Source organism: Bordetella sp. (genome assembly GCF_057362025.1).
Window position 1 is genome coordinate 81,393 of record NZ_JBMQQZ010000015.1, and the last position, 12,535, is coordinate 93,927.

The following is a 12,535-nucleotide window of genomic DNA, read 5'->3' on the forward strand; positions in this document are numbered from 1 at the left end:
CTCCGGCATATCGATGGCCGCCGGCCGGCCCTTCATGCCCGCTTCTGTCGGATGCCTTAAATCCCTACGGCGCGAAGCAGCATGACATCGCGCCACCGGGCCCGGGTGTAACATCGCGCCGCTGGGGGCTCCCCCATCTTCCATCCGGAGCGAATGCCTTGAAATACCGCAAACTCGGCCGTACCGACCTCGATGTCAGCCTGATCGGCCTGGGCACCATGACCTTCGGCGAGCAGAATTCCGAAGCCGACGCCCATCAGCAACTGGACTATGCATTGGAGCGCGGCATCAACCTGGTCGATACCGCCGAGATGTATCCCGTGCCGCCGAAGGCGGAAACCCAGGGCCGTACCGAGGCCTATATCGGCACCTGGATCGCCAAAACACGCCGCCGCCACGACATCGTACTGGCCAGCAAGATCGCCGGCCCGGTGCGCGACCCCAAGCGGCCCGGACATATCCGCGAAGGCAAGACCTTCCACGACCGCAAGAACCTGACGGCCGCCCTCGATGCCAGCCTGAAGCGCCTGCAGACGGACTATCTGGACCTGTACCAGCTGCATTGGCCCGACCGCACCACCATGACCTTCGGCCAGCATGCCTACCCCTGGTTCAAGGACGAACATACCGTACCGATCGCGGAAACGCTGTCGGTAATGCAGGACTTCGTCAAGCAAGGCAAGGTGCGCCATATCGGCGTGTCCAACGAGACCCCATGGGGCGTGGCGCAATTCATCCGCCACGCCGAGGTCGACGGCCTGCCGCGCATCGCGTCCATCCAGAATGCCTACAACCTGCTCAATCGGCTCTATGAACAGGGCCTGTCCGAATTCAGCCACCATGACGATGTCGGCCTGCTGGCCTATTCGCCGCTGGCCATGGGCATGCTGACGGGCAAGTACGAAAACGGCGTGCGGCCGCAGGGTTCGCGCCTGGCGCTGTTCTCGCGCTTCACCCGCTACAACAGCCCGCAGGCGGAGGCGGCAACCAGCGAATACGTGGCACTGGCCAGGCAGCACGGCCTGACCCCCACCCAGCTCGCGCTGGCCTTCATCAACCAGCAGCCTTTCGTCACCAGCAACCTGATCGGCGCGACGACGCTGGAGCAACTCGAGGAAAACATCGAAAGCGTGAATATCACGCTCGATGAAGGCGTGCTCGCCGCCATCGAGGCGATACATCGCCGGCACCCCAATCCGGCGCCGTAAGACACGACGCGACGGCGAGCGGCATCGCCGCCGCCGCACCCACGACACCCCGCTCCGCCTTCGAAGACATCGTCTTCGAAGGCTTTTTTATGGCCGCTCGCGCCGGCCATCGTCCCATCGCGCGCCGGCTTCCTCGGATACGGAGCGGTCCTGGCATTGCGCCGGCGCACGCCGCGCGCTGACACGCACCTTATATATTGATTTGAAATCAAGATTGACCCACATATATCCATGGCGATAGGCTGCGTGCCACGGCGGCATGTAACGCCGGTTCCGATCCACCAGCCGCCGAGCGCCAACCATGAACGCCATCGAAGACTCCCCCGACCTCTCGAATCGCGTTGCGGCCGCCTTGCCCGGGCGGCGCGGCCTGTACTACGGCGGCGGGTGGCACGAGGCCCTGTCCGGGCGTCAGGCACGCAGCGTGAATCCCGCCACGCAGGAGGACCTGGGTTCCTACGCGGTCGCGGGAGCGGAGGACGTCGACGCGGCAGTCCGCGCGGCTGCCGCGGCGGCGGCAGGCTGGCGCGCCACCTCGCCGCTGGAGCGAGGCGCACTGCTGCGCCGCGCCGCCGCCATCGTGCGCGAACATGCATGGGAGCTGGCGCTGATCGACGCCGCCGATTGCGGCAATCCGGTACGGCAGATGCGCGACGATGCCGTGATCGCGGCGACCCAGCTCGAGTACTTCGCCGGCCTGGTACTGGAACTGAAAGGCGAAACCATCCCCACCTTGAACGGCTCGCTGGACTACACGCTGCGCGAGCCGCTGGGCGTCGTGGCGCGCATTATTCCGTTCAACCATCCCTTCATGTTCGCCGCGGGCAAGATCGCCGCGCCACTGGCCGCCGGCAATCCCGTGATCGTCAAGCCACCGGAACAGGCCCCGCTTTCCAGCCTGCGCCTGTTCGAATTGATCGGGCCGGTCTTTCCTCCCGGTGTGCTGAATTGCCTGACGGGCGACCGCGAAACCGGCGCCGCGCTGGCCGCGCACGAGGGCATCGCGGCCGTTGCCCTGATCGGCAGCGTGAATGCCGGCAAGGCCGTGATGCGCACCGCGGCCGACGGCCTGAAGAAGGTCCTATTGGAGCTGGGCGGCAAGAATGCCATGGCGGTCTATCCCGACGCCGACCCCGAAAAAGCCGCCCAGGGCGCCGTGCGCGGCATGAACTTCACCTGGTGCGGCCAATCGTGCGGATCCACCACCCGCCTCTTCCTGCACGATTCGGTGCATGACCGCATGCTGGACCGCATCGTCGCGCTGACCGCAGCGCTGCATCGCCCCGGCCTGCCCACCGATACGCGCACGACCATGGGTGCGCTGGTCTCGCGCGAACAGATGGACAAAACCCTGTCCTATATCGCCTCGGCCACCACGGAAGGCGCCCGCGTCGCGCATGGCGGGCGCCGCTGCGACGATCCGGCCCTGCGCGCCGGCTATTTCGTCGAGCCCACTATCCTGGCTGATGTGACGCCCGAAATGCGCGTGGCACGCGAGGAAATCTTCGGCCCGGTCCTCTCGGTTTTCAAGTGGTCGGATGAAGATGCCCTGTTCGATGCGGTCAACGGCGTCGAATACGGACTTACCGCGTCCATCTGGACCCGCGACCTGGCCACGGCGCATCGTGCGGCGGCACGCGTGCAAGCCGGCTATGTATGGATCAACGGATCGTCCAGCCATTTCATCGGCGCTCCTTTCGGCGGCTACAAGCTATCCGGCATCGGCCGCGAGGAGTGCAAGGAAGAACTGGCGGAATTCACGCAGATCAAGAACGTCAACGTCACCCTGGACTGAAGTCCGCAACGCCCATGCCCACGAAAAACGATCATGCCACCCCGCGCTGGGGCAGCGACTACCTGGCCGTCCTGATGCGCCACATCGGCCTGGAATACGTTGCCCTGAACCCGGGCGCCAGCTTCCGTGGCCTGCACGACAGCCTGGTGAACTACCTGGGCGATGAAGCCCCGCGCATGCTGACGGTGCTGCACGAAGAGCACGCGGTGGCCATCGCGCACGGCTACGCGAAAGCCGCCGGCCGCCCCATGGGCGCCATTCTGCATGCGAATGTCGGCCTGATGCATGGCTCCATGGCCATCTTCGACGCCTATTGCGACCGTGTGCCGGTACTGGTCTTCGGCGCCACGGGACCCATCGATACGGCGCGGCGGCGTCCCTGGATCGATTGGCTGCACACCTCCAAGGACCAGGGGGCGCTGGTGCGCTCCTTCGTCAAATGGGATGCCGAGCCGGCATCGCTGGAGGCGGCGCGCGACGCGGTGCTGCGGGCGCGCCAGATCGCGACCACGCTGCCGCAAGGCCCGACATACGTATGCTTCGACAGCGCCTTGCAGGAAGCCGCCTGCGCCGATACGCCGCCCTTGCCACCGCTGCGGCGATACGAGGCGCCGGTACGGCCCGGCGTATCCGACCGCGCGGCGAAAACCGTCGCCGCCCGGCTGTACGAAGCGCGGCGGCCGCTGATCCTGGCCGGGCGCGTATCGCGCGACGAAGGGGACTGGCACCGCCGCGTGGCACTGGCGGAGCACTGCGGCGCCGCGGTCCTGACGGACTTCAAGGTAGGCGCGGCCTTTCCCACACGCCATCCGCTGCATCGCGCCGCGCCGGGCTACTTCATGGCCGAGGCCGGCCTGGCGGCGCTGCGCGAAGCGGACGTCATCCTCAGCCTGGATTGGGTCGACCTGGCCGGCACGCTGCGCTCGGCGTGGGGCACCGATGCCGTACCGGCGCACGTCATCCAGGTATCGCTGGACCAGACATTGCACAACGGCTACGGCGGCGAACATCAAGGCCTGGCCGGAACCGATACCTATCTGATGGGCGATCCGGACGAGTTCAGCGGGCAGCTCCTGGATGCGATGCGGGCGCTGGGCCGTCCGCGCATGGCGCCGCCGACGTCGACGACGCCGCAGGCCATGCCGGGCGACGGCCCCGGCGATCCCGGTGGGGAGAACGATACCGCTTCGAATGACGGCGCGACCGAAAGTATTCCCATGACGGTATTCGCCAGGACCATCAGCCGTCATCTGGAACGCCACGCACCCGCGTGCCTGATCCGCACCAACCTGGGCTGGCCGGGCGATGCGTATCCGTTTTCCCATCCGCTGGATTATCTGGGCTATGACGGCGGTGCCGGCGTCGGCTCGGGCCCGGGAATGTCCGTCGGCGCGGCGTTGGCGCTCAAGGGCGGCGCCCGCCTGCCGGTCGCCGTGCTGGGTGACGGTGATTTCCTGATGGGGGTGACGGCGTTCTGGACAGCGGTGCGCTATGACATCCCCTTGCTGGTGGTGGTGGCGAACAACCGGTCCTTCTTCAATGACGAAGTCCACCAGGAGAAAGTCGCCGTGGTACGGGGAAGACCGGTGGAGAACAAATCGGTCGGACAGCGGCTTGAAACCCCGGAGATCGATATCGCGGCCATGGCGCGCGCGCAGGGCGCCTGGGCCCGTGAAGCCGTGCGCACCCGGGACGAGCTTGAACAGGCCCTGGCTGAAGCGATTGCGGCGGTGCGGGCGGGCAAGGTCGCCGTCCTGGATGTACGGGTCGGACGCGAATATGCGCCGGCGATGGCGAAAGCGTTGACCCGTGGCGATTAGGCCTGGACGCGGCTCGGGGACGCGGCGCCCCAATCCGGAAAAAAATAGGCGTGACGCCCTTTCCCGCCGCGCGGCGCGATCACGAAGGCCCGATATAACGGGCCCGCGGCCGCACGAGAAATCCCGCCAATCGCTGCTCCAGCGCATGCGCCACCCACCCCGCCGCGCGGCCGACGGACATCAGCGCCCCGGGCGCGCCCGCTGGCCCCGCCAGCACGGCGCACAGGACCGCCAAAGCCATGGGCAAGTTGGCTCTCAATCCGAGTTCCTCCTGCGCCCTCTCCACGCATCGGAGCGCCGTCTTGCCGCGCGCCGCCACCGGGTTGATCTCGCGCGCGAGTTCCAGCAGCAGCGTGGCACGGGGATCGCCATCGGGATAGAGCGGATGCCCGTAGCCCGGCACCGGGCTTTTGCGTGCCAGCAACCCTTTCAGATGGTCCAGGTAAGCCTCCGGGGTCTTCGATTGCGCCAAAGCCGCCTCCGCCTGCTCGCATCCCAATCCCGTCAGCATGCCCTCGAATGCCCCCAGCGCCGTGGTCACGCAAGAGAATAGATCGGCACCGGCGGAGGCAGCGATGCGGGCCGCGAAGGTGGCCGGCGCCAGTTCGTTATCGGCGCTGAGGATCAGCGCCGCATCCAGGATGCGCAGATGCGCGGGCGTCGTCTTGATGCCAAGCTTGTCCGCCAGCACCGCGGCGATGGGCTGCGGCGCGTCGTTCAGCACATAAGCGGGTTTCGCGGCCAGCAACCCCGTCGCCGCCGCCATGGCCTGCGTCAGCTGGCGTGCCGCCAGCGTCGGCGCGCCCAGCGTCAGCTCCGGATTGCGGCCCAGGCTGGCCGCATAGGCCTCCACCGCGACCGACAGCAGGCGGCGCGAGTGATTGCGCGTCGCGACCTGCGCAATGCCGTCGGCCAGGGCCTGGAAGCCAGCTCCCGGACGCGCCGGCTGCCACACGACCGGTGTCTCGGGCAGCATGCCGTTCCACAAGAGCTCGGTGCATTCCTCGAACGAACGGTGGCCATGCACCAGGTCTGCCGCCGACTTGCCCCGATAGCGCGGGCCATCCGGGCCGATGGCGGTGATCGATGTCTGCATCACGGCGTTGCCGCCCCAGCGGATCATGCGTTCGCCGCTGGCGCCCGCCGTCGATCTTCCCCGGCCGCGCGCGCCCAGGGCGTCCAGGTCCTCTACGTAGTACAGGTTGCCCCTGCCGCCCACGGCCGGAACGACGCGTATCCAGCCACGGCTGACGTACGCGTAGAGGGTCTGCATCTTGATGCCCAGGCGTTCGATCGCCGTACGGGCATCGACCAGCGTACCGGCCTGGCCGGGTGCGTCGTCCTGCGGGCCGGATGCGGCAGCCCTGCTGCGGGTTTTTGCCATGCGGTGGCTCCGGTATGTGGGGAATGGGCAGAGGTTGCCGGTTGAGGTTGATTGATTGTAAATCAATCTATACACACATTGATTTGGATTCTACGATGACGGCGCAGTTTCAGAAAATCAATAACCCCTGGAGACAAGCATGTTCAACCGCCACGCCCTCGCGTCGAAGCCCGGCCGCTGGAGCGCCGCGCTGGCCTTGATGGTGGCCCTGGCCGGCACCTGCCACGCCGCTTATCCCGAGCATCCCGTCACGCTGGTATCCGCCTTCCCCCCCGGCGGCAGCACGGACGTGATCGGCCGCATGCTGTCGCCCAAGCTGGGCGAGGTCTTCAAGCAGACCTTCATCGTCGAAAACCGGGCCGGTGCGTCCGGCAACATCGCCAGTGAGTACGTCGTGCGATCCGCGCCCACCGGCGAGGTCATTCTGATCGGCAACAACACCATGACCGTCAACGCCGCACTGGGCGTCAAGCAGAACTTCGACTTGCTGAAGGACCTGACGCCCATCGCCGCGATCGCAGAAACGCCCGTGGCCCTGGCGGTCAATAGCAAACTGCCGGTCCATAGCGTGCAGGAACTGATCGCCTACGGCAAGGCGCATCCCGGCACACTCAGTTTTTCATCCTGCGGCACCGGCACCGCGCAGCATTTCGCGGGCATCGAGTTCGCGCATCGCGCCGGCATCGACATGGTCCACGTCCCCTACAAGGGCTGCGCGCCGGCGCTTACCGATGGACTGGGCGGACAGGTACCCGTGATGTTCAACGCCATCTCGAACATCGATCCGCAGCTCAAGAGCGGCAAGATCCGCCTGCTCGCCGTGGCGACGCGCAATCGCGTTCCTTTCCATCCCGACGTACCGGCGATCGCCGAAATGCCGGGTTTCCAGGATTACGACTTTGCCGTGTGGCTGGGCTTCTTCGTCACCGCCAAAACGCCGCAACCCATCGTCGACAAGCTACGCACCGCGGTCCTGGCGCTGGCGCGCGGCAAGGAAACCCGCGATGCCCTGGCCCAGCGCCTGTTCGTGCCCATGGACATGGACGGCCCGCAATTGAAGCAGCAGATCGCCCGGGAGCTGGTGAAATGGAAAAAGCTCGCGGACGAATACCACATCACCATCGATTGAAGCCGGCGGGCCGGTCCACGGCCGCATGCCGGCGCGGCCGCCCCACCGGTACGCCTGTGCCGGCACCCTGAATCACCTTTTGCCGTCGCGTATCCACTTCTATCGAGCACCTCGATGAGCGCATCGATCCCCCGCCTGCAACTCGACGATATGCCGCCTGACCTGGCCGGCTACCTGGCGCCGCGCGTGCGCCGGCTGGGTTACCTGGGCGAACTGTTCCAGGTCGGCGCCCATGCGCCCGACGCGCTGTTGACCTTCATGCAATTCACCGAGGCGCTGAAAAACGCCTTGCCCGACAGATTGGCCGAAACCGCCGTCCTGACGACGGCCACGCTGATGGAAAACACCTACGAGCGCAATCAGCACGAACGGTTATGCGTGCGCCTGGGTTTCGGGCGTGAATGGATAGACCAGGTCGAACGGCTGGAGCCGGCCCTCGCCGGCCAGATGTCGGAAGCCGAGCGCGCGGTACAGGCCTACGTTATGGCCGCGCTCGCCACGCGCGGCCTGCGGGCACAGGCCGAATTCGACCGCCTGGCCGCGCTGCTGCCGCCCGCCCAGGCCGTGGCGGTGGCCATGCTGGTCGGCCGCTACGTCACGCATGCCCTGATCGTGAACACCTTCGGCCTTATGCCGCCCGTGCCGTCCATCTGGGAGGATGGCTTCGGCCAGCCCGCGCAGGACGCCATACCCGGCACGCTTACGCAATAACAGGAACGACGATGAACGCAGAACCCGTCTGGATCACCGAATCGCAGGTCACCTCGCTGCTGACGCTGGCCGAAGCCATCCCCGCGCTCGAGGACGGCCTGCGCCTGCACGCGCGCGGCGAAGCGGCCAGCATGCCGAAGACCATGCTCCAGTTCGGCCACAACAATCTGCATGCGCTGGGCGCCCGCCTGGGCGACTATGTCGGCACCAAGTCCTGGGCGCATACCGAGGGCGGCACTTGCCCGCTGCTGTTGCTGTGGCATGCGGCCGACGGCCAATTGGCCGCCGTGATCGAAGCCTTCGCGCTGGGCAATCTGCGTACCGGCGGCACGACCGGCCTGGCGACCGACTGGCTGGCGCGCCCCGGCGCGCGGGTGCTGGCCATGGCCGGCACCGGCAAGCAGGCGCTGTCGCAAGTGGCCGCGGTACTGGCGGTGCGCGATATCCATGAGGTGCGTGTCTACAGCCCCACCCCCGCCAGTCGCGAGGAGTTCGCCGCCCGCATCGAAAAGGAATTCGCCGATCGCGCAGTAGCCGCGCGGGCTTGCGCCAGCATGGCCGCCGCCTGCGACGGCGCCGACATCGTCACGCTGGCCACGCGCGCGCGCGCACCGTTCCTGGCGGCGGGCATGCTGGCGGCCGGAAGCCACCTGAATGCCATCGGCGCCATCGCACCGGATCGCGAAGAATTCCACCAGGATGTCTTCGATCGCGCCACTGTCGTGGCGGTCGACGATCCCTCCAGCGCGCGCACGCTGTCGCGTGAATTTCGCACGCGCTACGGCGAAAACTGGAGTGGCGTACAGACGCTCTCCGACCGCATCCTGCGCGGCGAGCGCCGCCCCGGCGACGCCGACACGACCGTATTCAAGGCCATGGGCATGGGTATTTCCGATGTCGCCCTCGGCGCGGAAGTGCTGCGCCGCGCGCGGCAGCAGGGCATGGGCCGGCCCATGCCGGCCCCGGTGCGGAGCAAGCCCAGGTTCTTCGCGGCCGCGCCGGCCGCACGGGCGAGCTGACTTCCCTTCCCCTTTTACGCATACCGATATCCACGGAGACCGCATCATGAGCGAATACCATCGCGACTTTGCCCGCGTCAACGGCAGCTTCATCGACTGTGGCGGGCAACCCCCGGCCTCGCGCAACACGCAATGGGCACCCATCGTCGTGACCAAGGAGGAAATCGACGCCGAGGTCCAGCGCCTGGCGTCCTTGCCGATGCCGGCGTCGGGCCGTCGCGAATCCCTGATCGTGCATCCCTCGGCGCGGGATTTCGCACCCGGCATGGCGCCCGGGATTCAGGTTCGGCTGTCGGTGCTCAAGCCGGGCGAACGCACCGAACCTTTCCGGCACAACGCCACCGAAGTCAACTTCTGCATCGGGGGCCAGGGCGTGACTGAGGTGGGCGGCCAGCACATCGCCTTCAGGCAGTACGACGTGTGGAACCACCCCAGCTACACGCATTACAGCCATTACAACGATGGCAAGGACCTGCAAGTACGGCTGACGTACTCGAACGTGCCCCTGCTGCAGTTCATGGATATCTACGTCGCCGATGCGGCGGCGCCCCAGCCCGCCGGCACAACGGCAACGCCGGCCAGGACGGCCGAGGACGACCCGCGCCGCCGCAACCCCTACGGCATGTTCCCCATCACGGACGACGGCGGCCTGCTGATGCCCTATGAGACGTTGATCAACCCTACCGCCGTGGAGTCGCGCGCCCTGCACTTTGCCTGGGACAAGGTGAAGCCGCAGCTGGACAAGCTGGAAGCGCTGGGCAAGGAATACATCGGACGCCGCCTGTACATGTACTACAACCCGGCGACGGGGCGCTTCAACGGCATCACACCGAATTTCTTCGCCACCATGACGATCCGTCCGCCCAAGATCATCGATCGCCCGCATCGACACGTGTCGGCCGCCATCAATTACTACTTCTCGGGCAGCGGCTATAGCAGCGTGGCCGGCAACCGCTATGAATGGAAGGCCGGCGACCTGATGCTGTCGGCGCCCGGCTGGGCCGTGCACAACCACGCCTCGTACGACGACTACGTGTACGAACTGACGGTGCAGGACCAGCCGCTGAATATCTATATGGAATCCCTGCTGTGGCAGGAAGACCTGCACCACCCCGCCGTGGTACTGGGCAAGCAGGAAGGATTCATGACCAACCGCAAGGCGGCCTGACGCGCCTGGAGCACCGAATGATCAATCTGCAGAAGGACACCCTGCGCGGGTCCATCCCCCCCATCGTGACGCCTTTCCGGGATGGCAAGGTGGATTACGACCGGCTGGCCGCCCTGATCGATTTCCAGGCCAGGAACGGGACGCACGGCGTCCTCATCAACGGCACGACATCCGAGCCCTCGACGCTGACGGTGCAGGAACGCAACCAGGCGGTCAGCATCGCGGTGGAAGCGGCGCGCGGACGCCTGCAGGTGGTCGCCGCCACCGGGTCGCAGTCCCACGCGGAAAGCGTGGTCCTCAGCGAACATGCCGCCGGGGCCGGCGCGGACGCGCTATTGCTGGTGACGCCTTACTATGTGCGGCCGCCGCAACGCGGCGTGGCGGCCTATTTCATCGATATCGGCCAGCGCGTCGACATCCCGCTGATGATGTATCACATCCCTGGACGCACGGCCTTCAAGGCCGACCTGCGGACGCTGGAAGACATCGCGCAGGCGCTGCCGCATTTCGTCGGCATCAAGCACGCCGTGGACGATCACTCGTTCGTGACGGAGATGCTGCACCGCTTCGGCCCGGCGTTCCGCGTCTTTGTCGGGCTGGAGGAATTTACCTTTCCGATGATGTGCCTGGGCGCGGGAGGCACCATGAACGCCGTGGCCAACGTGGCCCCACGAGAGGTCGCCCAGCTGTGCGATCTGGTCCGCGCCGGACGTCTGGAAGCCGCGCGCGAACTTCACTACAAGCTGTTCGATCTGATGAAAATGATCTTCTGGGACACCAACCCGATCCCGCTGAAATACCTGATGAAGCGGCTGGGCCTGCTGGAACGCAACGAGCACCGCCTGCCCATGGTCCCCGCGACACCCGAACTGGAACGCCGCATCGACACCCTGATCGATACCCTGGAGTTGAAAGCAGGCTAAGGCACGTGCCGGGTCAGGCAGTCGCGCCCAGGCGCGCAAGCTCGCCGGCATCGGCCAACCCGGCCACCTGCCAGCACGTATCCGCCAGGCGTTGCGCCTGCTCGCGCTGCATCACTTCCGCGGCCAGGCCGTGGAACTTGTCCTCGAGATCGGCGTCGGTCATGGGCCGCGCCAGCGTGCCCAGCGCTTCGGGCACGTGCCGGTCCAGCTTGCGCCCGTCCTTCAGCACGATGCGCACGCGGCCTTCCAGCTTGCGCATATGGGGATCCAGCGTCGTCGTCACGCGCTTGCGCAAACCAATTACCTGCGGATCCCGCACGGATTGCGTACTGAACTGCGCTTCGCCGGCGGCGCCGTACACCAGCGCCGCCGCCAGGGCGTGGTACACGCTGAACTTGCCTTCCAGGCCGGTGGCCGGCTCGGTCTTGGCGGTCAGCTCCAGCACCAGGGGCCCCACGGTGGCATGCACGGCTTCGATCTGCGACGGCTGCAGCGCATATTCCTTGCGCAGCTGCAGGCAGGCATCGATGACCGCATGCTGGACCAGGCCGCAGGCGAAAGGCTTGTACATATTGCGCATCAACTCGTACTGCCCGCCCAGGTTGCCGGTGATGACGTCGGGGTCGAAGCGGTCGGACATGACGTGGCCGAAACCGCGCCTGGCTTCCAGCGCGCGCGTCGAGCTGGTATAGCCCTGCCGGGCCAGCAGCGCCGCGCCCAGTCCGTTCTGCGCCGCCTTGCCCGGATGCAGGCTTTTGCACATACTGCCGAACATCTCGCGCAGGCCGGCGGATTGCGTGGCCGCGATGCCCAGCGCCCATGCCATGCGCTCCTCGTCCAGATCAAGCAGCTTGCCTGCCGCCGCCGCCGCGCCGAACACGCCCGCCGTGCCGGTGATATGCCAGCCGCGGTCGTAGTGTTCGGGAAACACCGACAGGCCGATGCGGATTTCCGCCTCCACGCCCAGCGCATAGGCATGCACCAGATCGCGGCCGCTGAACTTGCGCCATTCGCACAGCGCCAGCACGGCCGGCAGCACCGGCGCGCTGGGATGCACCGCGCGATAGTGCGTATCGTCGAAATCCAGCACATGCGAGCTGATGCCGTTCAGCAGCGCCGCATGCAGGATATCGGCGCGGTCCGGCCGGCCCACCACCTGCGCCTGGGGCGCGCCGAAAAACGGGCGATACGCGTCCAGCGCCGCCTGCACGGTGGCGTGACGCGCCGCGCCCAGCGCGCAGCCGTACCAATTGAGCAGGCCGCGCGAGGCCTCGTGCACCACCTCCGCGGGCAGGTCCTCGTAGCGCGAGGCAACCAGATAGCGGGCGAGGATGCGCGTGACTTCCTGCTTGTCGGGGGAAAGTGGGGAGGTCGTCAT

Annotated in this window: 10 protein-coding genes; 8 read left to right on the forward strand and 2 right to left on the reverse strand. The window is 66.8% G+C overall.

From position 1 onward, the window contains the following. The first annotated feature begins 158 nt into the window (after positions 1–158). From ACO1P8_RS04955 to ACO1P8_RS04965, 3 genes are all read left to right on the forward strand, one after another. Entirely contained in the window at positions 159–1,208 is a 1,050-nt protein-coding gene (locus ACO1P8_RS04955) for an NADP(H)-dependent aldo-keto reductase (RefSeq protein ID WP_486294797.1), read from the forward strand. A gap of 301 nt (positions 1,209–1,509) precedes the next feature. Continuing rightward, positions 1,510–3,003: an aldehyde dehydrogenase family protein gene (locus tag ACO1P8_RS04960; RefSeq protein ID WP_486294798.1), complete on the forward strand. Its 1,494-nt coding sequence runs from the start codon at positions 1,510–1,512 to the stop codon at positions 3,001–3,003. Positions 3,004–3,017: 14 nt separating this feature from the next. After that, positions 3,018–4,823: a thiamine pyrophosphate-binding protein gene (locus ACO1P8_RS04965; protein WP_486294799.1), complete on the forward strand. Its 1,806-nt coding sequence runs from the start codon at positions 3,018–3,020 to the stop codon at positions 4,821–4,823. Positions 4,824–4,902: 79 nt separating this feature from the next. Here the strand turns inward: ACO1P8_RS04965 and ACO1P8_RS04970 are convergent, their stop codons facing one another. Further along, on the reverse strand, positions 4,903–6,207 hold the full coding sequence (locus ACO1P8_RS04970) for a citrate/2-methylcitrate synthase (protein WP_486294800.1): 1,305 nt from the start codon (positions 6,205–6,207) through the stop codon (positions 4,903–4,905). 139 nt (positions 6,208–6,346) lie between these two features. On the opposite strand from ACO1P8_RS04970, the gene ACO1P8_RS04975 reads away from it, so the two are divergent. The 5 genes from ACO1P8_RS04975 (at position 6,347) to dapA (ending at position 11,157) form a co-directional block, all read left to right on the forward strand. Beyond that, a complete protein-coding gene (locus ACO1P8_RS04975) occupies positions 6,347–7,336 on the forward strand; it encodes a Bug family tripartite tricarboxylate transporter substrate binding protein (RefSeq protein WP_486294801.1) in 990 nt (329 codons plus the stop codon). 114 nt (positions 7,337–7,450) lie between these two features. Then, entirely contained in the window at positions 7,451–8,047 is a 597-nt protein-coding gene (locus ACO1P8_RS04980) for a hypothetical protein (RefSeq protein WP_486294802.1), read from the forward strand. Between the two features lie 11 nt (positions 8,048–8,058). After that, positions 8,059–9,066, forward strand: a complete 1,008-nt coding sequence (locus ACO1P8_RS04985) for an ornithine cyclodeaminase family protein (RefSeq protein WP_486294803.1) — start codon at positions 8,059–8,061, stop codon at positions 9,064–9,066. Between the two features lie 46 nt (positions 9,067–9,112). Then, entirely contained in the window at positions 9,113–10,234 is a 1,122-nt protein-coding gene (locus ACO1P8_RS04990) for a cupin domain-containing protein (protein ID WP_486294804.1), read from the forward strand. A 17-nt stretch (positions 10,235–10,251) separates the two neighbouring features. After that, a complete protein-coding gene (dapA, locus tag ACO1P8_RS04995; protein ID WP_486294805.1) occupies positions 10,252–11,157 on the forward strand; it encodes a 4-hydroxy-tetrahydrodipicolinate synthase in 906 nt (301 codons plus the stop codon). A gap of 13 nt (positions 11,158–11,170) precedes the next feature. Here the strand turns inward: dapA and ACO1P8_RS05000 are convergent, their stop codons facing one another. Continuing rightward, positions 11,171–12,535, reverse strand: coding sequence for an MmgE/PrpD family protein (locus ACO1P8_RS05000; protein WP_486294806.1), 1,365 nt, complete (start codon positions 12,533–12,535; stop codon positions 11,171–11,173).

Excerpts from the sequence above, each read along its gene's own strand:
- ACO1P8_RS04960 (WP_486294798.1), top strand. The coding sequence starts at position 1,510 with ATGAACGCCATCGAAGACTCCCCCGACCTCTCGAATCGCGTTGCGGCC.
- ACO1P8_RS04965 (WP_486294799.1), top strand. The coding sequence starts at position 3,018 with ATGCCCACGAAAAACGATCATGCCACCCCGCGCTGGGGCAGCGACTAC.
- ACO1P8_RS04970 (WP_486294800.1), bottom strand. The coding sequence starts at position 6,207 with ATGGCAAAAACCCGCAGCAGGGCTGCCGCATCCGGCCCGCAGGACGAC.
- ACO1P8_RS04975 (WP_486294801.1), top strand. The coding sequence starts at position 6,347 with ATGTTCAACCGCCACGCCCTCGCGTCGAAGCCCGGCCGCTGGAGCGCC.
- ACO1P8_RS04980 (WP_486294802.1), top strand. The coding sequence starts at position 7,451 with ATGAGCGCATCGATCCCCCGCCTGCAACTCGACGATATGCCGCCTGAC.
- ACO1P8_RS04985 (WP_486294803.1), top strand. The coding sequence starts at position 8,059 with ATGAACGCAGAACCCGTCTGGATCACCGAATCGCAGGTCACCTCGCTG.
- ACO1P8_RS04990 (WP_486294804.1), top strand. The coding sequence starts at position 9,113 with ATGAGCGAATACCATCGCGACTTTGCCCGCGTCAACGGCAGCTTCATC.
- dapA (WP_486294805.1), top strand. The coding sequence starts at position 10,252 with ATGATCAATCTGCAGAAGGACACCCTGCGCGGGTCCATCCCCCCCATC.
- ACO1P8_RS05000 (WP_486294806.1), bottom strand. The coding sequence starts at position 12,535 with ATGACGACCTCCCCACTTTCCCCCGACAAGCAGGAAGTCACGCGCATC.